Origin of the sequence: Flavobacterium sp. LC2016-12 (assembly GCF_015351595.1) — a bacterium.
Lineage (GTDB): Bacteria > Bacteroidota > Bacteroidia > Flavobacteriales > Flavobacteriaceae > Flavobacterium.
In genome coordinates, this window is sequence record NZ_JADKPT010000001.1 from 707,350 (window position 1) to 730,102 (window position 22,753).

Here is a 22,753-nt window from a genome sequence, read left to right on the forward strand (position 1 = left end):
GAATTAAAAATTAAAAAATATGAAGATGAATACGAAATTAAATTTCTTTAAAACAGCCGGAATTATTGCCTTATCACTTGTTTTATCAAACTGTGGAGAAAACAAGAAGAACGATCCGCACCACATTAAAGTAGGAGTTGCTTCCGGACCAGAATTAAAAGTGGCAGAAGCTGCTAAAAAAGTAGCCAAAGAAAAATACGGACTTGAGGTGGAATTGGTTTCGTTTAATGATTATGTTATTCCAAACGAAGCGTTGAGTCAGGGCGATATCGATGCCAATGCTTTTCAGCACAAACCTTATTTGGACGAGCAGTCGAAACAACGCGGTTATAAATTGGCCATTATTGGAAAAACATTTGTGTACCCGATTGCGGCTTATTCTAAAAAAATAAAAAGCCTTTCTGAATTGAAAAACGAAAGCACTATCATTATTCCAAATGACCCAACAAACGGAGGACGGTCGTTATTGCTTTTAGAAAAAAACGGTTTATTGAAATTGCGCTCTGGAGTTGGTTTGCTGCCTAAAGTAACAGACATTGTAAGTAATCCTAAAAATCTAAAAATATTAGAATTAGAAGCGCCTCAGTTGCCTCGTGCTTTAGACGATCAAAATGTTTCGATTGCTATTATCAACAACACTTTTGCTTCTCAGGCAGGTTTGGTTCCGGCGCGTGATGCCTTATTTGTAGAAGATAAAGATTCTCCATATGTAAATCTTGTAGTAAGCCGCGAAGACAATAAAAATGAAGAAAAGGTAAAACAATTTCTTCAGGCATTCCAATCTGCAGAAGTAGAGCAGGCAGCGGTTCGTGAATTTAAAGGTGGGGCTGTGAAGGGCTGGTAGTTGTGGGTTAAATGTTAGAATAAAAAAAACTCCGTAAAATCCTAAAAGGATTTTACGGAGTTTTGAAGTTTTAAAATGTTGCATTTATAGTTGAAATTGTGTTGTTATAAAAAATCCTACTTTTATTGGTCAGTTTCTAAGTTGGATAATACTTCTCTCATTTTTAGATTGATATTGATCTTTAAATATAAAGTTCGAATTTGTTTTTGTATTTTTAAGACTAACTTTTATTGCATCATTATGGTCATTTACGACTAGTTCTAAAACCAGTGAATCTACTGAATCTCTATTACTACTTTCTTTTCTGAAAGCTTCTAAGGCCTCATCTTCATCAAAAGAAAATTGTGTAGTAAACCTTTTTTTTCCATTGCTCCATTCCAAATCAAATTCTTTTGGTAGAAAATCAAAACTTAATACTGTTTTTAGTTCTCGTTCACTAAAACGCCAAATGTGCTGATTAAATAATTCGAAGTAAGAATTGTTTAGGATATATCCTTCTGGTAATGAAATATTTAATTTATAAAAATGTCGTTCCATCACTAAAGCCACTTTTTTAGAAATATCGATTTCTGATATTTTATTGGTTTCTGAACTATCATCAAAAATATGCCAGCCAGCTTTTGTCTCTTTGGCGTGGTAAGTAGCAATTTTTAATTTTGTTGAATTACGGTTTTCATCAAATTTTTGTATCCATACTGCAATCTTTCCTTTTTGCTGAACTTCAGCAATAAAGTGAAGGACTCTATAATCATTATGATCATTCTGAACGCTGGGAAACATACCCATTTGTATTGCTTTTGTCTCAATAGTTTCGTTAGGTAAAGCAAAACTACCATTGTAAAATTTTTGCTCACTGTACGAAAACCATTTTATTGATAGACTATCTGGAAAAAAAGTATCTTTCACATTATTTTCAGTATCATTTGTTTTATCCCAGCCATTGTCGAGTATTATATTTTTATTAATATCGTATGGGTTACCTTTAAAAGTACAATTTGAAACCTGTACTATATTTCCTTTGCTACTTATAGCATTAGTTGTCCAGTCATATCTTTTGTTTGCTTTGAAATAATAGCTTTGAACACAATTTGCAATTACAATAATTATCAATAGCAATAAAAGTAATTTGTTTGTTGGATCACTATATTTACTTTCTCTTTTCATAATTAATTTTTAAAAGCTTTGCCTAATTGAAATAAATATCCAAAAAACACAAAATAGATTGCTGAAATAATTAAGGAATATTTTAATATAGTTTTTATGGAGTCATTGTATTCCGAATTTTCTTTATGAGTAATGTAAATCAAGAATAACAGTATATTAATCGTTATAGGAACTGCAAATAATATAGCCTCTTCAGAATGTCTTTCACCATTTAATAAGTAAGTTTGCATTGATATCGCGATTAATATCAAGAGAAAATGGGTCTTAGTTAATTTATCCATTGTATTTTCTTTTTGTTAATTGTTGTATGTCGCAATTATTTATAAGATTCTTTAAATTCCCTATCAGTTGTAAAAACTCTTTTATTGACTGTTTCTAAAGGGTAGCCATTTATTAGTACTTCAAAATCGCTATTGTCAGGATTAATTTTTATTTGAATTTCATTATCCCCATTATCTTCATTTTTAAATTGTTCGTTTGTTTTCTCCCAATTAAAAAATGCCCTGCCTTCGAATTTTTCTCCTTTACCGGTTTCCCAAAAAAAAGTAATAAGACTTGGAATAGCCCTTTCTCTTTTGGCAGGATGCAATAAAATTGGGCGAACTGCATTCTCAGTCTCAGCATTAAAATATTCTGTTAATATCCAGAAAAGTTTAAAGTTTTTATTTTCAGAAGTTATGTCAGGACGCCAGACATATTTTTTACGGTAATTGTCCAATTTTTGAGGACTGGCATCTGCAATTAAATATTTTTCACGTACTTCTTTTCGATTCATTGACCAGGAAGCAAATAACTTTTTCTCAAGGATCTTATCATCTTTTATGACCTCAGCCTGATAGCGCCCCAGTTCTTTTTGTGAAGCACCATATCGCAGCCAAACCACGACCATTCCCTTTGGCGCAAAGCCAAAAACAAGATCTCTAAATTCTGTATACGCTCCATACTGATTAGGTTTACGTTCATATACATATTCCTTTAGTTCTTCATCATTTTCTAAATCTTCATCAGTAGCATATAACCTTTTGGCTAAATCTACAATCGTATCTACCTGGAAATCTACATTTAGGCGATAAAAAATATCTTCATATCCTACATAATACGTAATGTCTGCGCCAATAGGGGTACCATATTGCTCTGTCCATGATTTATGAGAATCTCCCCATACGCCGGAGGAACCTCCATAGGGGAATGAGGCAGAAATACCCTCCAAAGTTTTTATTTTATCATAAACAAGCTCTATTCTGTATTTGCTTTCAGCATGGCACATTTCTACATGAAACTGCGGTAATTCTTTTTTCATTTGGCAACTGATTAATTGGGTAAAAATAATGGTAAGTAAACTACAATGCAGTAATAGTTTTTTTCTTTTATCCATGATGTATTTCTCTTTTTCTATATTGTTGTTTTAGGGCTCCTTCTTTAGATGGAGCCTGACTTTCACGTGTTTTCAATCCCAGTCTATTGGCTTTAACAGACCAGTGAAGGTATTCGTTTCGAAGAGTTTTTAAATCCTCAGGATCTATATAGTCAAGGTATGATATTTGGCGCAGCTCTTTTAAGTATTCCTGATCTGACGTTGGTTTATTCTTGATATACTCATTACGCAGATTGTTGCATGCTACCATATAGTTGAATAACTGATTATACACTTGCTGTAAAAAAGCATGGTTAATTCCATGTGTTTTTTTTACAATATCTTCATCGTACATCACTCCAAATTGACCGGAGTAATACAGCATTTTTTTTAGTGGGATCTTGTCATAAATATTGCGCAGGCCTTTTCTTGTACCGACAACGGTGTAAAAAGTTTCTGTATCATCAATGCTTCCTTTTGTTTCTGTACCCAGGTCTGAATCGCGAAGAACTCCGGCAGTAATTTGATAAGGTTTGTACCAGCCTTCGTTAATTACTATTTTCCTAAATTTTTCTATTTCGGTATCAGTACCATGAATTATCCTGTTGTAAACAGATTCTCTTTTATAATATAAAACAGAAACTTCGTCTTCGAGATCATTATAAGCACCGCCAATATCACAATGGACGCCGGGCAGTGTATACTCCAGCCCATTTAAACCTGCACTGGTAATATCAGTAAGGTCAAAGTTTTCCCGGTATTCATCATCTGCCGAAAGCTGAAAAACAAAATGTGAATTTTTAATGGCATCAAGATCTAAATCACTTACATCATTTCCATGATAAACCCCGTAAGAAGCAACGGTATCATAAAGCCCTGTAAAATTGAATTTAATTTTTTTTGGATTAATTTGGTTTTTCAATAAGCAGGCGGCAAAATAACCATGTTTGTCTAATATAGGGCTGTAAGGTACCTTAAACCTAAAATCCTGAGTTTCCATCCCCTGATAGCTTCGAGGTGTATTTATTGTTATATTATTATTTCCATCTGTATTAAAAACAATAGCAGGACTATTGGCGATATGCAAAAAATGTCTGGCAGCTGCCGCGCCACGGCTAAAACCAAAAACATTTACTTTTAATTCATCAATCTCTTTTCCTTTATACTTGAAGGCTCTTTTGCCAGCTTCGACACAAGCCTTAACAACTTTTGCTACTATACCTCTGTCACCCATACCCGTGGCAACATCAGGAAGAACATCATCACTTTGCTCATCATGGGTTCCTATTCCTTCAATATAAATACTTTCCTGAAAAGGTTCATCGGCCTTTATAGTGTCATAACCACGTGCCACGTTCGAGAAATCATTGGTATAACTGTCATTTTCATGGTTCGACTCCTTGTAATCCCTGCCTTTTGTTGTATTGGTTTTATTGTTTTGTGTGCCGTCAAAAAATATATTTAAAGTAATATCGATTGTAGTGGCTAATGTATCTGATGGATGAAGAGGTTCATAATCATGATAGATAATTCCTTCTTCTTGCCCATGCCAAATATTATGCTGAGCAGCAATAAAATCTATATTTCCTTCTGTTGCCCGTATGTCTATATTTCCGGTTGTGGCGGTTTTAGTTAATGTTCCGCCAATAATTCTTGTAATGCTCATAATTAACCGTTTTTAGATGTTTCGCCACTGTGGTTGTTTACGTTTTTGGCACCTCGTACATTTATACTTTTCTCGACGCTGTTTAACAGAACTTCCTGAGCTATTTCTTTAATATCTTTACTCTCTGTTTCTTTATTTCCTTTTATCCATTCAGCCATATTCCCTATAACATTTAGCATAAAATTGATACCAATAGAAATGGTTTTCGAGCCAGTAATAGTTTCAGTATGATTACCGCCAATAGTATCCGTTTTATTGAGTCCTATTGTTGTGGTCATGTTTTGCCCTGCATTCATATTGATGTCCTCTCCTGCATTGAATGTCATATTTTTAGGAGCTTCTAACTCTATATTTCCATTTCCGTCCATGAAATATTTGTTTCCGCTTGGGTCTTGGATTAAAACGCTTCCATCAGCATCGTTAAGAATTATTATAATTCCGGATCGCGTTCGTATGACTTTTAAATCATTTTTGGGAGTGTTGTAGCCAGAAAATGCTTGTCCGTTATATTGGGTTCCCATCACAAAAGGACAATCAACATTGCCACCTTCAAAACCAACTAGTACTTCTTCGCCAATTTCAGGAATGAAATAAAAGCCTTTTCCTGAACCGGAGTGAGGTTGTATCATACGCATCCACTCACTCGTATTTCCCCAGCCGGGCCAATAGAAATCGACTTTGATGCGTCCCATGCCTTCGGGGTCGTTGTTATCTTTTACCAAGGCGGACTGGCTTTCGGCGGTTGCGAAAGAGGTAACGTCTGTGTAATGGGGCGCGGCGACATCGGCGGGGATGGCTTTGAATTCGCAGCTGTAGTTTCCGTTTACTTCTGAGTGGTGGGTTATTTCGATGGCTATTAGTTCGTGTTCTACGGTTTTGTTTTGGATGGTGAAAACTTGTCCTACGCCGATTGGTAAATAGGAGGTACCACTGTAAAAAATACTGTTGGCATCTCTGCCTGCGGTTTGCAGTTTGACCATTTCGTCGATTTCGTCTTTGTTTTGGGCATTGTTGGTATAGGCGCCATTGCTTAAACCCTGGCGGACGATTGATCCCTGATTGAAACCAACCGATTTTGCAAAACGATCCTGACTTCCGCTGGTGCTTTTTTCGGAGGCGTTTTTGATGTTGGATGCGTTGTTGGGGTCGTATCCGCCAAAAGAAGTTTTATGCGAAACTAACTGTGCCTGAATCTTAAAGTGATGAAGCGAAGAACCGTTGATGAGTTTTACTTTGCTGGTTTTGGTTTGCCCGAATTGCATGCGCATGCCGTCGAAGTAAAACCATTGTCCGTAACGTGTTGCTAATCGTTTCAGGAATTCAAAACTGGTTTCGTTGTACTGTGGTTTGTATTTGAAGGGTTTTGTGAAAGTGGGCAAAATAGCTTCACGCTGATAAAACTCTCCGAAACTTTCTTCTGAAAAGATTTCCAGTGCAATATCCTGAAGGTTCTTTTCGAGAAAGATTCTTGATTTTTTCATGTCATCAATGACTACGGTGTGGCTTATTCCCGAAACTAATATTCCCGCCGGACTTCCGTGGCGGTCAACGGATTCTACGCCGTTTATTATGCCTTTAGACATTAATTGAATGCCGTTGACTTTAAACGTAAAAATGACTTCAGCGCCTATATGTTTGCTTAAAGCAGCCGCTTGATCAGCGGGTTCGATTACGGCTTTGGATGTATACTGCCACATAAAAGAGAAATAATGATGCTCTGCCATTTTTTGTGAAAGCTGCAAATCGTAATAAATAACGTTTTGCGAAAAACTGCTGATAGCAATATGTACCTGCTCGGAAAATTTACTCATGATTGTATTGTTTTGATTAGATCGATTCGTAAATATAGGCCTAGCTATTTCCAATGGATTGCTAGGAAAAGGTATTAGAATAGTAGTAAAAGGTTTTTTAAATGGATTGATTATAAAATAAAGTAGGAGAGAAGTACAAAAAGAAAAACCTTAAAAGACGATACTTGGGAGTACTGTCTTTTAAGGTTTTGTTTGATTCTATTTTTAAGTAAAATTTAGTTTAAAGTCGGAGACTTTGAGGAGTTCTTGTTTTCAATTGTGGGCTTTGTTGAAATGGCGCAAAGTCAGAGACGTTTGCGCAGCGAAAGTAGAGAACACTTAGGAGAGCAGGGGTATTTCTAAGGGATTACTAGTAAAAGTTATTATAGTGGTAGTAAAAGGTTTTTTAAATTGAATAGTTTGTAAGATGAGTAGGATAGTAGTATAAAAAGAAAAACCTTAAAAGATGGTACTTTTGGAGTACTGTCTTTTAAGGTTTTGTTTGGATTGTATTCTAAACAAAATTTAGCTTAAAGTCGGAGACTTTGAGGTGTTTTTATTTTCAATTGTGGGCTTTGTTGAAATGGCGCAAAGTCAGAGACGTTTGCGCAGCGATTGACAAGAACACTTTTGGGAGCGGGGGAGTGGGGTAGAATGAATATTTCATAGAATTTTAGTGATGTTTTTATTCACTTTTACAGATTACCACACTCTTATTAGTGAAATATTCGATACTTTAGCCATTTAATAAAAATCAGAATAAATACAAGTTTTTACAATATTTCATGACCCAACAACAAATAAAAAATTTAGAAAAAGAACTCTGGGATGCTGCTGACGAACTAAGAGGGAACTCCAAACTTACAGCTGCCGAATATAAAGACCCTTTGCTAGGATTAGTGCTCTTACGTTTTGCACAAAACCGTTATGAAGATGTCAAAATTATTTTAGCCAATTCTTTAGCTATAAATCCGCGTACAGGTAAACAACTGGAACCAACTAAGAATGACTATGCTGGAGCTGGAGCGATTCTTTTACCTGAAAAAGCTAAATATGAATACTTAGTATCTCTACCAGAAACTGAAAATATATCGGAAGCCATCAACAATGCTATGAAATTGATTGAAGCTGAATATCCAGATTTAGCAGGTATTTTACCAAAAAGTTATCAGGAATTTGACGAAAAATTATTACGTGATTTGGTTCGTGTGTTTAATAAAGATGCTGTTCGACATGCCAAAGGAGATGTCTTTGGGCGTATTTACGAGTTTTTCTTGATGAAATTTTCTATGCAAGGTGCTGGTGCGCAAGAAGGTGGAGAATTCTTTACGCCTCCATCACTGGTAAACCTTATTGTGAATTTTATTCAGCCTAATCATGGAATCATACATGATCCTGCTTGTGGTTCTGGTGGAATGTTTGTTCAAACCGCTCATTTTGTTCAGGACCATGAAAATAAAAAGGTAAATGAAGCCATTCATGTTTATGGTACAGAGCTAAAAAGCAACAATGCCAAATTAGCTAAAATGAATTTAGCCATTCACGGTATCGAAGGCAAAATTATAGAAAGCAATAGCTTTTATACTAACCCGCATAATCTTACCGGAAAATGCGATTTTGTTATGGCAAATCCTCCCTTTAATGTGGATAAGGTCGATGCCAAAAATAAATTCTTGGCCGAAGACGAGCGCCTTCCTTTTGGAGCACCACTTACAGGTAATGGAACTGTAAGTAATGGAAATTATTTATGGATGCAATATTTCTATTCCTATCTAAACAGTACAGGACGTGCAGGATTTGTCATGGCTTCCTCGGCTACGGATGCGGGTAATGCCGAAAAAAGAATTCGTAAAGAACTAATAGAAACCGGAGCTGTAGAATGTATCGTTTCGGTAGGGAATAATTTTTTCTATACCCGTTCTTTACCCTGTCATGTATGGTTTTATAACAAAGGAAAAAAGAAGGAAAACAAAAATAAAATACTGATGATTGATGCTCGTAACACTTTCCGTAAAGTAAGTACGACCATCAATGATTTTAGTGAAGAACAATTAGAAGGACTTACCGCTATCATGCAGTTATTTCGTGGTGAAAAGCCAGAACTTAGTGCTAATAATACATGGTTTAACGAAAAATTCCCAACAGGCAAATATGAAGATGTAGAAGGCTTGTGTAAAATTGTAGATCTTAAAGAAGTTGCTTTGCAAGATTATAGTTTGACTCCCGGTCGCTATGTAGGTGTAGTAGTTAATCTCGATATGGATTTTGATTACCAAGGGCGTATGATCGAAATTCATGATGAATTGACAACTTTGAGTGAAGAAGCTAATCGATTGATGCAACAAATTCAAAGTGTGCAATTATGAGAGAGGGTTGGAAAGAGATAACTATTGGAGATTTAGGTCAGGTAATTACGGGAAATACGCCCCCAAGAAAACAACCTGATTTATATGGAAAACATACAATATTTGTAAAACCAACTGACATGGAGGTTGATAAAAAATATTGTTATAACCCAGAAGAATATTATTCGGAAAAAGGATTTATTAAGTATAAAAAAAGCCTTATTCCTAAAGGATCTACTTGCGTTGTCACAATTGGGAGTATTGGTCAAAAAATGATAAAGGCGCATACCGAACTCTTTATAAATCAAGCCGTAAATGCAATTGTTCCAAACAATTATTACGATGAAGATTTTGTGTATTATTTATTAAAAATTAATTTATTTCAGTTAAAAACTTTTGATTCCGGGACCGCTTCAGGTAGAGAAAATGTTTCTAAATCTTCATTTTCGAATATTAAGCTTATTGTACCTAAATCCAAAAGAACCCAAAGCAAAATTGCATCAATTTTATCATCTTATGATGATTTAATTGAGAACAACCTGAAACGAATTAAATTATTGGAAGAAAAAGCCCAAATTACTTATGAGGAATGGTTTGTGAAAATGCGTTTTCCGGGTTATAAAACTGCTAAATTTGATGAGGTTACTGGATTTCCTGAGGGTTGGGAAAGAAAAAATATTGGGCTATTTACAGATATATTGAAAGGGAAAAATATTACTAAAAGTACAATTTGTGATGGAAAGATTCCTGTAGTCGCTGGAGGATTAAATCCTGCTTATTATCACGATACGGCTAATACATTCAATCCAGTCATAACTGTAAGCGCATCTGGTGCAAATGCAGGTTTTGTTAATTTATATTTAGAAGATGTATGGGCGTCAGATTGTTCTTATGTAGATTCAAAAATGTCCAAACATGTATTTTTTATATATTCTACATTAAAACAAAATCAAGATATAATAACTAATTTACAACAAGGTGCAGCTCAGCCTCATGTATATCCGAAAGATTTAAAAAAAATTGAGATTTTAATTCCCGAATTAAAATATTTGAATCAATTTGAATCAATTGCATTATCAATTTTTGATTCAATAAGAAATTTTAAGATGCAAAATAAACTTCTAAAAGAAGCAAGAGGCATTTTATTACCGAGGTTGATGAGCGGTATGATTGATGTTGAACAATTACAAATAGAAACCTTAAATGTCTAAAATGAAAATATTTTTTGGTAAGATATCGGGGAACTTCGATACAAAACAAATTGATGACGGATATTACCAAGCACCTAAGGAAAGTACATGGTATAATGGTATTGATGTGGGAGATTATGCTTTTATCATAGGAGGAAATCGTATTCAGTTATGGAAGGCTAGAGCTTGGAATAAAATGACTACTAATCAAAATGATAAGCTTGAGTTTGATATTTTAATTTCTGATACAGGATTAAAAATAAAAGATTTAATTGCGTTTAAATTTTTAAAATTAACAGTCAGTTTAATTGTAAAAACTACGAGGTCAACTGGTGGTGAGAAAAAAGCATTTTTTGAATTAGAAATGGAACCCACATTTTTAGAGACAGACCTTTTAAATCCTGAAATATATAGGAATAAAGATAATTTTAGAAATATTAGAACTGTTTTACCTAAACAGAGTATAGATTTTAATTCCTACGATGTTCAATTGCAATTTAAAGAAGGACGATTGATTCTTCATCCAATTAAGAATTGCGAACAGGGAATTATAGATAAATATATAGATAATACCTCAAAAATAGGAAAAGGCCAGCCTTTAAAAGACAAGACATTATCTATATTAAGAGCATCTAAAAATATTTTAAGACCTTTAGATATTTCGATCAAAGATCTTTATGATGCTTGTATGTGTAAATACAAAGTAATAACCCAAAAGACAAAATATTGGGTAGTAAATGGCTATGAGCAAGAAAAAATAAATTATGATTTAGAAAATGATAGTTTTGTTATGTATTTTCAATACACAGTTCAAAAGCAAGGACCAGTAACGCAAACTCTTAATACCGCTAAAAGAATAAAACCTGGCGATAAGGTACTCCTATTTAATCAAAATAAATTTTTTGGACATTCAACCTTTATTGAAACAGAAGTTGAAAGTACTTTAGAAACAACTCTAGATGATTTATTAAGAAATCGATCAAGGAATGATGACGGTGAAATCGTAACTTTTACAGATGCTCCCTGTATTTATGAAGATTTGACAGTTGAAAATGGTTTTAATGGAGAATGGGGTCAAAGACTTTCATTAGAAGTTTGGGAAGATGTACATAAAAGTGGAATTAATGTTCCAGGTATTATGGACAACCTGGGGCCAAATAGTATAATTACAAATACAATAATCCAACTTAGTGATAATTCCTTTTTTGATCTAGTTAAAAAAATCCTTTCGGGAGAAGTTCAAAATAGTAAAGAGTATAAAAAGATGAATTCAATAATAGACTTACTTCAATATAAAAAACAAATTATTCTTCAAGGGCCTCCTGGAACTGGGAAAACCTATTCGGCAAAAAAAATGGCATTTGAACTTTTGGGAGGTGATATTCCAGATAGGTGTAAACTTATTCAATTTCATCCTTCTTATACTTATGAAGATTTTGTTAGAGGAATTGTTTCTGAAATAGATGAAGAGGGAAACATTTTCTATCAAACAAAAAATAAAATTATTGCGGAATTTGCTGAAACGGCAGCAGCTTCTGAAGAAAATCATGTTTTAATAATTGACGAAATAAATAGAGCTAACCTTCCATCTGTTTTAGGAGAATTAATCTATGCTTTAGAGTATCGTAATGAACCTGTACAGAGTCTGTACGATATTGATGGAGATAACACCATAATTATACCGGATAATTTATTCATCATAGGTACAATGAATACAGCAGATAGAAGTGTAGGTCATATTGATTATGCAATAAAAAGACGTTTTGCATTTGTTGATGTTTTTCCGAATGTAGACGTTATCAATACAGCAAAGGGGAAAGCATTATTTATTTGTGTTGCAAATCTTTTTGTAAAAGTAAAAGACGGGATAAATATCAATTCAGATTTTTTAGCTTCAGATTTTAATTTTAAAGAGATTCAGTTAGGGCATAGCTATTTTCTATTGAAAGGAACAAGCACAGAGGAACAGAAAGCTGAACTCGAAATGCGATTAACGTATGAAATAATTCCAATCTTGAACGAATATGTAAAAGATGGCTTATTACTTGAAACAGCAAAAGAAGAAATTAAAAAAATAGCAGAATTTGAGTGTTAATTTACTAACATATCGGGAGCATGACGAGGAATCATTTCTAGATGATATGCTTGTAATACCAACAGATCTTTATGAGCCACTTTTTACAAAAAAGCACAGAGGTAAAGATACTAGTTTACCTTGTTTTTCAATTAGAAAATCTCAAACAGCGCTTAATTCATATAGAATAAAAACAGGTTACTTCATTGGTGTTGATTGGATTCAAACAAACCACTCAGCTTTACATGTTAGGCCAAAACTGAATGAATTAGACAAAGAAGTTGATTTTATTAAAATGCTTTTTTCATCTCTTCGACATACTGATGTAGCAAAGGAAATAAATGAATTATTTGAGGTAAAATGGGACTTACCCACTATTGAAATTGATCAAAAGCAAGATTTGTTAACGCCTTTTTTGGTAGTAGAGTTTTTAAGTTTAATTAAAACGATTGTTAGGAAAGGATTAAAGAAATCATATTATAAGGTTGAGCAAAATCTTCATAGTAAAGTAAAAGGAAAGATTTTGGTTGGTAAATCAATTAAACTTAATCTTCAGCAAAATAAAAATTTATATACTTATTGTAGTTATGAAGAGTTTGGATTAAATAATAAAGAAAATCGTTTGTTGAAAAAAGCATTAACTTTTGTAAAAAGATATTTGCCACATTATCCAAACTTCACTAATAATAAAGATTTACAGGATACTTTTAATTACATAAATCCTACATTTCATGAAGTTTCAGATAAAATTGATTTAAACGAAATTAAGCATAGTAAAACAAATGCGTTTTATAAAGAGTACGAACCTGCAATTCATTTAGCAAAACAAATTTTGCGACGATTTGGGTATAATATTTCTAATACAGAGAAAGTTACAATTAAAACGCCTCCTTTTTGGATTGATATGAGTAAATTGTTTGAACTCTATGCTTTAGGATTGCTAAAAGACCGATTTCAAAATCAAATAAAATTTCAATTTAAGCATTATGGAAATGAACTTGATTTTTTACTAAAAACGCGTGATTATCAAATGGTCATAGATGCTAAATATAAAATGATTTATCTAAATGGTAGTCATGATGAAGACATTCGTCAAGTTAGCGGATATGCCCGTTTACAAAAAGTTTATGAAGAATTGGATAAAAAGCAAGGTGAGGTTATTGATTGTTTAATTATTCATCCAGATCAAGAAAATGGATTAGAAGACTTAATAAATGTTGATCTGAAAAGTGCTAAAATTCCAAGATATTTTGATGTTTATCAAATTGGATTAAAATTACCTTATATCAAATAATATGAGCTACGAATATTCAGAAGACGCCCTCATAGAACAAGCCACTCAGGATGTATTGGAAGAGCTGGGTTGGAAAGTGGTTACGGCATGGACAAAAGAAAGCTTTGGAGAACAAGGTTTATTAGGCCGTGAAAACAAATCGGAAGTAATTTTAAAACGTTTTGTTATTAAAGCGTTAGCAGATCTAAATCGTGATTTACCTCTTTTTGTCTATGAACAAGCGTATGAAATTCTAGCTCAAAAAGCGGCTGACAAAACGTTAGCCAGCACCAATAAGGAAAAGTATGAACTTCTCAAAAATGGTATTCCTGTAAGTTATACCAATGATAAAGGCGAGCTGATAAAAAAGAAACTTAAAGTATTTGATTATTACGATTATACAAACAATAATTTTTTAGCTGTTCGACAGTTAGAAATTGTTGGAGAATTATATAGTCGTCGTCCGGATGTAATCGGATTTGTAAATGGTATTCCCTTAGTTTTCTTTGAACTAAAGGCCCATTGTAATGATTTACGTAATTCCTATAATGATAATATCAAAGATTATAAAGATACCATTACACAGGTTTTTCATACCAATGCTTTCATCATATTGAGTAATGGCGTTGACAGCAAAGTAGGAACTGTGACAAGTCCTTACAAATTCTTTTTGGATTGGAAAAGAATCGAAGAAGAACAAGAAGGAGTAGTAAGTTTGGACACAATGTTAAGAGGTACTTGCGCACCGCATCGCTTGATGGATTTATTCGAAAACTTTTTGTTATTTGATGATAATAGTGGCGATGTAGTCAAGTTAATGGCGAAAAATCACCAGTATATTGGTGTAAACAAAGTATTAGAAAACGTTCGCAATATCGAAGATCTGCAGGGAAAACTGGGAGTCTATTGGCATACTCAAGGAAGTGGAAAATCTTATTCAATGGTTTTTTTATGCGAAAAAGTACACCGTAAATTTGGCGGCGCATTCACATTCTTAATTGCTGTCGATAGGACTGAATTAGAAAATCAGTTGTATGATACTTTTTCTGGAGTTGGAATAGTCAATGATAAAAATATAGTTGCAGGAAAAAAAACAGGACTCACGGGACGTGATCATCTTCGAGAATTACTTGCAGAAAATCATCGTTATGTTTTTACTTTAATTCATAAATTTTCTATTGATCCTGAAAAGGAATCTGAATATCCGTTAATTACTGATCGTAAAAATATTATCGTAATTTCGGATGAAGCACATCGTACGCAAGGAGGAACTTATGCTCGAAATATGCGTTTCTTTGGTTTGCCAAATGCTTCTTATCTTGGTTTTACAGGAACTCCAATCATTAAAGATGAAGAGGAATTAACTAAAAATATTTTTGGTGAATATGTTTCAGTTTATGATTTCAAACGAGCAATCGAAGATGATGCAACTTTATCATTGTTATATATTAACCGAGGCGAAAAATTAGGAATTGAAAATCCTGAGCTTGATGAAAAAATGGCTGAAGTTTTGGAAGACGAAAATCTTGATGAAGATAAAAAGAAAAAATTAGCTTATTTATTTCAAAAAAATTACCCAATACTTACTGCAGAACATCGATTAGATGCTATTGCAAAAGATTTAGTTTGGCATTTTAATGAAAGAGGTTATCAAGGAAAAGGGATGTATGTTGCACTCGATAAGCCAACTGCTGTACGCATGCATCAATTGATCGTGAAATATTGGCCAATCTATTTAAAAGAATTAGAAGATAGAATTTCTAAAGCACAAGATCAACAAGAAGTGCAAGAATTAAGACGTAAATATGATAAAGTCGCTGAAACAGAAGTTTGTGTTGTAGTTAGCAGTGAGCAAAACGAAGTAGATAAATTCCGCAAAATGAATTTAGATATTGAGCAACATCGCCGTAAAATGGTTGAACGTAATTTAGAAAAAGAATTTAAGGATGCCGAAAACCCTTTTCGTTTAGCCATTGTTTGTGCAATGTGGATTACTGGTTTTGATGCACAATGTGTCTCGACTGTTTATTTAGACAAGCCTATAAAAGGACATACACTCATGCAAACGATTGCCAGAGCCAATCGAGTTTATGACGATGAAAAGGAAAATGGTTTGATTGTCGATTATGGGAATGTGTATAAACAGTTAGAATTGGCATATTCTGTTTACGGAGAAGGCGGAAAGGGCGACAAAGATAAGGAAGGTGGAAAAGCTGTTGAAGAGATTGAAGATTTAGAAATTGAATTAAAAAAAGCAATCAAAGAAACAAAAGATTATCTGCATTCTGTAAATTTTAAACTTTCTGATTTATTTAATGTTAAACCAATGGAAAAAATTGGTCTACTTAAAAAAGCAGGAGATTGCGTTTGTTTAAACGAAACAACTCGTACAAGTTTTGAGATTATGGCTCGTAATGTTTTTAGAAAGTATAAAGCCTTATTTCCTGAAGAACAATCAAAACTGTATATCAAAGAATTTAATGCTATTGACGCTATTTATAATTTACTAAATCAAAGTGTAAAATCGGCAGATGTAACTGAAATAATGATGCAATTGCAAAGTATTGTGAACGAGAGTGTACATTTAAAAGAAGAAGTAAATGAGCCAAAGAATGAAGTTTATGTTGATTTAAGTAAGTTAGATTTTGAAAAGTTAAAAGCTGCGTTTGCAAAAGTGCCAAACAAAAACACTTTAGTTTATGACTTACAACAAGCTATCGATCAAAAGTTGCAACAAATGCTAAAAGAAAATCCAATGAGATTGGATTTTTATGAACGATATAAAAAAATCGTTGAGGAGTATAATAAAGGAAAATCGCTAGAAGATACGGTAACAGCTTTTAATAATTTAAATAATTTTTTTAAAGATCTAAGTTTTGAAGAACAAAGAGTTGTTAGAGAAAATCTGGAAGATCAAGAAACTTTGGCAATTTTTGATTTGCTTCGAGAAGGGAAAGAATTAAAAGGTAATGATCTTAAACAAGTAAAGAAAGTTGCTCAAGAAACATTAACAAAGCTTAAAACAGAAAAATTAAAAATTGATCGTTGGCGAGAAAAAAGAGAAGTTACAGCTCAGGTAAAAAGTGAAATCTATAATCAATTGCTTTGGCTTCCTCAAGAACTTTATACAGATGAAGAAGTAAGTTTAAAAACGGTTACTATTTACCAACATATTTATTCAAATTATTACGGAGCTGGAAATAGTGTTTATAGAAATGCTGTTTAAATAAGAATTTTTAGTAAAATTTTTAAACATAAAACTTCTTATGAAAAAAACTCCCCTAGCCCCGATAGTAGCGTAAATCCTTTTGTGCCGGTGTTCGGCACAAAAGATTGCAGCGGATAGCGGGAAACAGCTCCTAATAAAAAAAACGAGACCTTCTCTAAAAGAAACATCTCGTTTTATATTTTTATTCTTCAATACTACTTAAAATCGTCTTCGGGATTTCGGCGAAAGCCTCGTAGGAGTAGGGCTTAATGAGATAGCCTTTTACGCCCAGTACATCGCATTTTTGTTTGTAAGAAGGGTTTATGCTCGTGGAATAGACAAAGCAGGGAATGTTTTTGAGGTCGTTGTGGTTTAAAATTTCCTGCAGGGCTTCGATGCCGTTGAGTATGGGCATGTTAATATCAGTCAGGATCACGTCGGGGTTTTCGTTTGCCGCATTTTTTAGGAAATGGAGCAGTTCTTCGCCATTGGCTACGAGGCTCACTTTCGCAAAACTGGGGTTGTTGTTGAAGATTTCACGGATTACATCGGCATCGTCATCGTCATCTTCGGCAATTATGATATGAAGGTTTTTTTGCGGCATTTTATACAATTGGAAAGTAAAGATTAAAAGTTGTTCCTTCGTTCAGTGTACTTTCGACAGTGATGTTTCCGGAGTGGTTTTCCATAATTTTTTTACAAATCGCGAGGCCAATACCGTTTCCGGAATATTCGTTTCGGGCATGGAGGCGCTGAAAAATCGTAAAAATCTTAAGAAGATGTCCGGACTCCATTCCAATACCGTTGTCCTTGATCTGAATCTTTACAAATTTACTATTTTGATTTGGTATTTCAACGTCTAAATCAGCTGCCTGAAAAATTTGTATTACGGGAGGCTTATCGGGCCTGCAATATTTAATGGCATTGGATATTAAATTCGAGAAAAGCTGGCGCATTTGCACGCGTGACGCTTTGATAACAGGCAGGTCGCCGATTTTTATTTCGGCATTTCTGTCAGTGATCGTTACTTCAAGATCTTCTGTTACTTCGGCAATAACAGAGGCGAGATTAATTTCGGTGCGTTCTTCCTGTGCGGTATGCGAGGAGTATTGCACCAAATCATCAACCAGGGAATTGAGTCGCAAGACCGATAATTTTATGATTTCCATCGATCTGGCGTCTACTCCGTTTAAATAAGTACCGTCAATTTTTCCGTTGTGCATGACGATTTTACGCAGCGGTTCTTTTAAATCGTGCGAAATCACGTGAATGAATTCTTCCAGATTGCTGTTGATGCGGTTGAGCTCGTTGATTTTTCCTTCGAGTTCCTGCTGATGCCTGATTAAAGCTTCTTCGTGTTTTTTCTTTTCGGTTAAATCAATAACGATGATTCCGATCGCGTCTACAGACGGTTCAAGGTCTGTCAGCGAAATATAAGCCGTAAAGGTAGTAGGGGAGCCGCCATCACTTTTAAAAAGGATTTCGTGCGTGCCCAATCCGTACTTTAAACCTTCAATGAGCGTTACAAATTGCGAGGCATTATCGAAATATTCCTGAAGGTAATTCCCAATGATTTTTTCTGAGGGCGTATTGACCAGTTTTGCAAAATAATCGTTGCAATATAAGATCAGGCCGTTTTTGGCGATACTTAGTGCACCCTGTCTGAATTTCTCAATCAGGAGTCGGTAGGTATAATCGGCTGTTTCCAGTGAGTACAGCTGCGGTGTTCCGTTGGTGTTGACCACAAGGGCATCAACATCTCCTTCTTTTATGGCATCAATGATACTGTTTGATTCGTAAAGCTGTTGCTTTAACGATTCAATTTCTGCCAATAAGGAGTCAATATTTTTATCGTTTACTATCAAATTCTATTCACTTAAATTAAGTATTCTCAATACCTTTTCCTTGTCTGACAAATCGCCTAAAATGATTCGCCTAGGAGCGGGCTGTATTTTTATTAAAGTTGGGATCGCTACAATTTGATGTATGACGGCCTGTTCTGTATCCCGGCTAATATCTATGATTTCCAGTTCATAGTTTTCGCGGAGGTGCTTGTCGCATATTTTGCGTAAATTTTCGATAGCATGTCCTGATTTAACAGACATACCCGAAACAAAAAGCATGAACTTATGTTTGGTTGTACTTGTCCCATCAGCTGAATTATCCATTTTTTTTAAGTGTTTAAGGGTTTAATATTAAGCCCTACAAGTACTCTTTCCTCATTCGAAAGATCGCCAATGATCTTGCGAATAGGTTCGGGAAATTTTCTGACTAAGGTTGGTACCGCCAAAATCTGATCACCTTCGGCCAATTGGGGATTTTTCAGCAAATCGATAATTTCGATGCTGTATTTCCCGGCCAGGTGTTCTTCTGCGTACTTTTTTATGTTTTCAAGCGCCTTGATCGATTTTGGTGTTTGACCTGCTATATAGAGCAGTAACTGCCATTCGGCTACGACTTCTTTTTTCATCTTGTTGTTATTTTTTCTTAGAAAATGATGCCTGTAATTCTTCTGTGGCTTTCAGGGAGCTTAATTCTTCCTGTGCCGATTCGAATTCGTTTCTAAGTGCTTCTATATTGGCTTCCAGAACTCTGCGTTTGCGTTCAATTTCTCTGTCTTTACGACTAATTTCGTTCTGAAGCTTAATATCTGATATTGTTTTCTTGAATTTCTGAGTTTGTCTTGCAGTACCGGTCAGGATTCCGTTTGGACCTAGTTCTACATCCAGCAATTCAATTCCTTTACTGGTAATCACAAATTCCCTCACCTGATTGGAATGTCCCATTCCTCTCGCTTTGATAATAAAGATCCCGCGGTTTCTTTCGCCAATACCTTCCATATCGCGCACCGTGATCCAGGTATCGACTAATGACGACACGGATTCTTCAGCCAAATCGGGTCTGAAATTATCGGTTTGTTTATTTAAAGACGTAAAAAGAGCGGTTATATTGTGTGCTTTCAGCATATCAATAAGCCTAACCAGCATCGAACGTACTTCGTGTTCGCTTCCTACCGTGATCAAATTACTGATAGGATCAATAATGATGGTAGTGGGTTGAAACTCTTTAATTAGTTTTCTAAGCGTTAGCAAATGCAATTCTAGGCCGTTTAATGAAGGACGGGAAGAATGGATTTGCAATGTTCCTTTTTTGATGTGTTTTTGAAGATCAATACCAATCGATCTCATATTACGCACCAATTGCTGTGGAGACTCTTCAAACGCGAAATAGATCGTTTTTTCGTTCTTTTCGCATTGTTCATTGGCAAAGTAACAGGCTACGGTTGTTTTGGCTGTTCCGGCTGTTCCTGAAATTAGGATATTGCTGCCACGGAAAAATCCACCGCCATGAAACATATCGTTTAAGCCCGGAACTCCTGTCGAAACCACATCAGAACTTACTTCATTATCGAGTTTTAAAGACGTAATAGGCAATACTGAAATTCCTTCTTCGTCAATTAGAAACGGATATTCGTTGGTTCCGTGAGTAGATCCTCTGTATTTTACGATTCGCAGTCTTCTCGTCGAAACCTGTTCGATTACACGATGATCGAGTACGATAACGCAGTCTGAAACGTATTCTTCCAAGCCCTGACGGGTTAGGGTTGCTTCTCCGCGTTCTCCGGTTATGATTGCGGTTACGCCTTTGGCTTTAAGCCAATGAAATAAACGGCGCAGTTCGGCTCTCAGGATCGCCTGATTGTCCAGTCCTGCAAATAAGGATTCTATGGTATCTAATACTACTCTTGTCGCTTTTACGGAATCAATAGCATAGCCTAATCGGATGAATAAACCATCGAGATCGTATTCGCCTGCTTCTTCAATCTCTGATCGCTCTACGCGCACGTGATCGACTACGAGTTTTTTGTCTTTTTTTAGTTTTTCAATGTCGAAACCTAGTGATTTGACATTTAAGGTAAGGTCGTCCGACGGCTCTTCAAAAGACATAAAGACCCCGGTTTCGTTATGATCGGTGATTCCTTTTATCAGGAATTGCATTGACATTAATGTTTTCCCACAGCCAGCACCTCCGCAGATTAAAGTAGGGCGCCCTTTTGGGAATCCTCCATTCGTAATCTCGTCCAGTCCGTCTACTCCGGTTGGAGTTTTGGGGAATATAAAACTTGGTGTTTTTGTTTTTTTCTGCACTTTATTTAAATATACTGTTTACTCAAATATACGTTTTCTTACAGAATTAACGATTAGTTTTTATTGAAAATTTAACAGCTGTTTAAAGGAAATGTCAAGAATTACGGGAAAATAAGGGTTTTGATTGATTTTAAATTGGAAATGGAGTTAAATTTTTGAGATTATGGATAGGGTTTGAGGTGGGGATTATGTAAGGTTTTTGGGGGAAGATGTAATGGCGGTTGTTTAGGGGGATTTTTAGAGGAAAGAGGCAAGAAGCAAGAGGCAAGAATTTAGAATATAGAATATAGAAAATGGGAAATAGAAGAAAGAGGCAAGAAGCAAGAGGTAAGAAAATAGAATATAGAACATAGAATATAGAAAATAGAATATAGAAAATAGAAAATAGAAAATGGAAGAAAGAGGCAAGAAGCAAGATGCAAGAATTTAGAATATAGAGCATAGAAAATAGAGCATAGAAAATAGAGTATAGAAAATGGAAAATAGCAGAAAGAGGCAAGAAGAAAGATTTGAAATTTAAACTTTCATTTATAACCGGTTTAAGAAATAATCTATTTAAGAAATAATCTAATATAAAAACTGCTGCTTAAATTGAAACTTGAAACCTGAAACCCGAAACCTGAAACCCGAAACCTGAAACCTGAAACTTGAAACCTGAAACAAAACAAAGCAAAACCAAAAAAACGAGACCATTTCCTAAAAAGAAACAATCTCGTTTTGCAATCAACTTAAAAAAAAATTATCCGTGTGCTGCTACAGAAACGTCATTCCATTCTTCCCAGGTGGCTAGTTTTTGTTGATAAACTTGTTTGGCTAGTGGTAAAGCTACTTTTCCTAAGAATAGGCGTAGAGGAGGGTTTTCGGCTTCGACTAGTTTGATGATGGCCGGAACAGTAGCGCTTGTTTGTCCGAAAGTATCAGGATCATGTCCTTCTGCAATGGCTTTTTTAAGTCCGTCGTAAGCTTCAATTTTTTCGCTATTGAATCCGTTACCCCAGATATCGGTGAAATAACCGTTTGGTTCTACCAAAGTCACGTTGATTCCGAATTGTTTTACTTCCTGAGATAAGGTTTCAGTAAGACCTTCAACCGCAAATTTAGAGGCATTGTAAAGACCTAAAACCGGTAAAGTGGTGATTCCTAAAATAGATGAAACCTGAATAATATGACCGCTTTGTTGTTTTCTCATAATAGGCAAAACAGCTTGTGTTAACCATAAAGTTCCGAAGAAATTGGTTTCGAATTGTGCTCTTGCTTCTTGTTCTGAAGCTTCTTCAACTGCACCGTTTAAAGCGTAACCTGCATTGTTGATCAGGATATCAATGGTCCCGAAATGTTGCTGTACTTTTTCTACTACTGCTAAAGATTCTGCGCGATTGTTTACGTCTAGTTTAAGAGGTAAAATAGCGTCTCCGTATTGCGCTTTTAAGTCGGCTAAGGTGTCGATATTTCTTGCTGTTGCAGCTACCTTGTATCCTTTTGCTAAAAATGCTTCTGCCCAGGCTCTTCCGAATCCTTTTGATGCTCCTGAAATTAAGATTGTTTTCATAATTGTTACTTGTTAGTGGTGAAATGTGAAATGTGAGTTGTTAAATGTTAATTGTTATATGTTAATCGTTATATGTTAATCGTTATATGTTAATCGTTATATGTTAATCGTTTAACGGTTTATGCTTCCTTGGTAGCTATTGACCTTT

The 22,753-nt window shown here is 34.8% G+C and carries 17 protein-coding genes; 6 read left to right on the forward strand and 11 right to left on the reverse strand.

What is annotated here, in order from left to right:
- Nucleotides 1–25 precede the first annotated feature (25 nt).
- Nucleotides 26–844 (forward strand): methionine ABC transporter substrate-binding lipoprotein MetQ, encoded by an 819-nt coding sequence (gene metQ / locus IRZ99_RS02975; RefSeq protein WP_194655849.1) that lies wholly within the window; start codon nucleotides 26–28, stop codon nucleotides 842–844.
- Nucleotides 845–973: 129 nt separating this feature from the next.
- Here the strand turns inward: metQ and IRZ99_RS02980 are convergent, their stop codons facing one another.
- The 5 genes from IRZ99_RS02980 to IRZ99_RS03000 form a co-directional block, all read right to left on the reverse strand.
- Nucleotides 974–2,008 carry a DUF2931 family protein gene (locus IRZ99_RS02980; protein WP_194655850.1) on the reverse strand — a complete coding sequence of 345 codons (1,035 nt, stop codon included), beginning with the start codon at nucleotides 2,006–2,008 and terminating at the stop codon, nucleotides 974–976.
- 2 nt (nucleotides 2,009–2,010) lie between these two features.
- Complete coding sequence (locus IRZ99_RS02985) at nucleotides 2,011–2,289, reverse strand: hypothetical protein (RefSeq protein ID WP_194655851.1); 279 nt, start codon at nucleotides 2,287–2,289, stop codon at nucleotides 2,011–2,013.
- A gap of 35 nt (nucleotides 2,290–2,324) precedes the next feature.
- On the reverse strand, nucleotides 2,325–3,308 hold the full coding sequence (locus tag IRZ99_RS02990) for a DUF2931 family protein (protein ID WP_194655852.1): 984 nt from the start codon (nucleotides 3,306–3,308) through the stop codon (nucleotides 2,325–2,327).
- 67 nt (nucleotides 3,309–3,375) lie between these two features.
- Entirely contained in the window at nucleotides 3,376–5,028 is a 1,653-nt protein-coding gene (locus tag IRZ99_RS02995) for a phospholipase effector Tle1 domain-containing protein (RefSeq protein ID WP_194655853.1), read from the reverse strand.
- A gap of 2 nt (nucleotides 5,029–5,030) precedes the next feature.
- Nucleotides 5,031–6,839, reverse strand: coding sequence for a type VI secretion system Vgr family protein (locus IRZ99_RS03000; RefSeq protein ID WP_194655854.1), 1,809 nt, complete (start codon nucleotides 6,837–6,839; stop codon nucleotides 5,031–5,033).
- Nucleotides 6,840–7,603: 764 nt separating this feature from the next.
- Here IRZ99_RS03000 and IRZ99_RS03005 point away from each other — a divergent pair.
- The 5 genes from IRZ99_RS03005 to IRZ99_RS03025 are packed head-to-tail and all read left to right on the forward strand — an operon-like array spanning nucleotide 7,604 to nucleotide 16,926.
- Complete coding sequence (locus tag IRZ99_RS03005; protein ID WP_194655855.1) at nucleotides 7,604–9,184, forward strand: class I SAM-dependent DNA methyltransferase; 1,581 nt, start codon at nucleotides 7,604–7,606, stop codon at nucleotides 9,182–9,184.
- The gene (locus IRZ99_RS03010) at nucleotides 9,181–10,374 is read left to right on the forward strand and encodes a restriction endonuclease subunit S (protein WP_194655856.1); all 1,194 of its coding nucleotides are present in this window, start codon (nucleotides 9,181–9,183) and stop codon (nucleotides 10,372–10,374) included. The genes IRZ99_RS03005 and IRZ99_RS03010 overlap by 4 nt, the downstream gene beginning before the upstream one ends.
- 1 nt (nucleotide 10,375) lies before the next feature.
- On the forward strand, nucleotides 10,376–12,448 hold the full coding sequence (locus IRZ99_RS03015) for an McrB family protein (protein ID WP_228518998.1): 2,073 nt from the start codon (nucleotides 10,376–10,378) through the stop codon (nucleotides 12,446–12,448).
- Complete coding sequence (locus IRZ99_RS03020) at nucleotides 12,438–13,721, forward strand: hypothetical protein (RefSeq protein WP_194655857.1); 1,284 nt, start codon at nucleotides 12,438–12,440, stop codon at nucleotides 13,719–13,721. The genes IRZ99_RS03015 and IRZ99_RS03020 overlap by 11 nt, the downstream gene beginning before the upstream one ends.
- Nucleotide 13,722: 1 nt before the next feature.
- Complete coding sequence (locus IRZ99_RS03025; RefSeq protein WP_194655858.1) at nucleotides 13,723–16,926, forward strand: type I restriction endonuclease subunit R; 3,204 nt, start codon at nucleotides 13,723–13,725, stop codon at nucleotides 16,924–16,926.
- A gap of 184 nt (nucleotides 16,927–17,110) precedes the next feature.
- On the opposite strand, the gene IRZ99_RS03030 is transcribed toward IRZ99_RS03025, so the two are convergent.
- From IRZ99_RS03030 to IRZ99_RS03055, 6 genes are all read right to left on the reverse strand, one after another.
- The gene (locus IRZ99_RS03030; protein WP_074657897.1) at nucleotides 17,111–17,512 is read right to left on the reverse strand and encodes a response regulator; all 402 of its coding nucleotides are present in this window, start codon (nucleotides 17,510–17,512) and stop codon (nucleotides 17,111–17,113) included.
- A gap of 1 nt (nucleotide 17,513) precedes the next feature.
- Nucleotides 17,514–18,773 carry an ATP-binding protein gene (locus IRZ99_RS03035; protein ID WP_194655859.1) on the reverse strand — a complete coding sequence of 420 codons (1,260 nt, stop codon included), beginning with the start codon at nucleotides 18,771–18,773 and terminating at the stop codon, nucleotides 17,514–17,516.
- Between the two features lie 3 nt (nucleotides 18,774–18,776).
- Nucleotides 18,777–19,076: a circadian clock KaiB family protein gene (locus tag IRZ99_RS03040; RefSeq protein ID WP_072970964.1), complete on the reverse strand. Its 300-nt coding sequence runs from the start codon at nucleotides 19,074–19,076 to the stop codon at nucleotides 18,777–18,779.
- A gap of 5 nt (nucleotides 19,077–19,081) precedes the next feature.
- Nucleotides 19,082–19,378 carry a circadian clock KaiB family protein gene (locus tag IRZ99_RS03045; protein WP_026985338.1) on the reverse strand — a complete coding sequence of 99 codons (297 nt, stop codon included), beginning with the start codon at nucleotides 19,376–19,378 and terminating at the stop codon, nucleotides 19,082–19,084.
- Nucleotides 19,379–19,385: 7 nt separating this feature from the next.
- Nucleotides 19,386–21,056 carry a circadian clock protein KaiC gene (kaiC, locus tag IRZ99_RS03050; protein ID WP_194655860.1) on the reverse strand — a complete coding sequence of 557 codons (1,671 nt, stop codon included), beginning with the start codon at nucleotides 21,054–21,056 and terminating at the stop codon, nucleotides 19,386–19,388.
- 739 nt (nucleotides 21,057–21,795) lie between these two features.
- Nucleotides 21,796–22,605 (reverse strand): SDR family NAD(P)-dependent oxidoreductase, encoded by an 810-nt coding sequence (locus IRZ99_RS03055; RefSeq protein ID WP_228518999.1) that lies wholly within the window; start codon nucleotides 22,603–22,605, stop codon nucleotides 21,796–21,798.
- Nucleotides 22,606–22,753: the final 148 nt, after the last annotated feature.

Bases quoted from the DNA above. Each gene is read 5' to 3' on its own strand.
- IRZ99_RS03045 (WP_026985338.1), bottom strand. From the start codon at position 19,378: ATGAAAAAAGAAGTCGTAGCCGAATGGCAGTTACTGCTCTATATAGCA.
- IRZ99_RS02985 (WP_194655851.1), bottom strand. From the start codon at position 2,289: ATGGATAAATTAACTAAGACCCATTTTCTCTTGATATTAATCGCGATA.
- IRZ99_RS03040 (WP_072970964.1), bottom strand. From the start codon at position 19,076: ATGGATAATTCAGCTGATGGGACAAGTACAACCAAACATAAGTTCATG.
- metQ (WP_194655849.1), top strand. From the start codon at position 26: ATGAATACGAAATTAAATTTCTTTAAAACAGCCGGAATTATTGCCTTA.
- IRZ99_RS03030 (WP_074657897.1), bottom strand. From the start codon at position 17,512: ATGCCGCAAAAAAACCTTCATATCATAATTGCCGAAGATGACGATGAC.
- IRZ99_RS03000 (WP_194655854.1), bottom strand. From the start codon at position 6,839: ATGAGTAAATTTTCCGAGCAGGTACATATTGCTATCAGCAGTTTTTCG.
- IRZ99_RS03055 (WP_228518999.1), bottom strand. From the start codon at position 22,605: ATGAAAACAATCTTAATTTCAGGAGCATCAAAAGGATTCGGAAGAGCC.
- IRZ99_RS02980 (WP_194655850.1), bottom strand. From the start codon at position 2,008: ATGAAAAGAGAAAGTAAATATAGTGATCCAACAAACAAATTACTTTTA.
- IRZ99_RS03025 (WP_194655858.1), top strand. From the start codon at position 13,723: ATGAGCTACGAATATTCAGAAGACGCCCTCATAGAACAAGCCACTCAG.
- IRZ99_RS03015 (WP_228518998.1), top strand. From the start codon at position 10,376: ATGAAAATATTTTTTGGTAAGATATCGGGGAACTTCGATACAAAACAA.
- IRZ99_RS03005 (WP_194655855.1), top strand. From the start codon at position 7,604: ATGACCCAACAACAAATAAAAAATTTAGAAAAAGAACTCTGGGATGCT.
- IRZ99_RS02990 (WP_194655852.1), bottom strand. From the start codon at position 3,308: ATGAAAAAAGAATTACCGCAGTTTCATGTAGAAATGTGCCATGCTGAA.
- IRZ99_RS03010 (WP_194655856.1), top strand. From the start codon at position 9,181: ATGAGAGAGGGTTGGAAAGAGATAACTATTGGAGATTTAGGTCAGGTA.
- IRZ99_RS02995 (WP_194655853.1), bottom strand. From the start codon at position 5,028: ATGAGCATTACAAGAATTATTGGCGGAACATTAACTAAAACCGCCACA.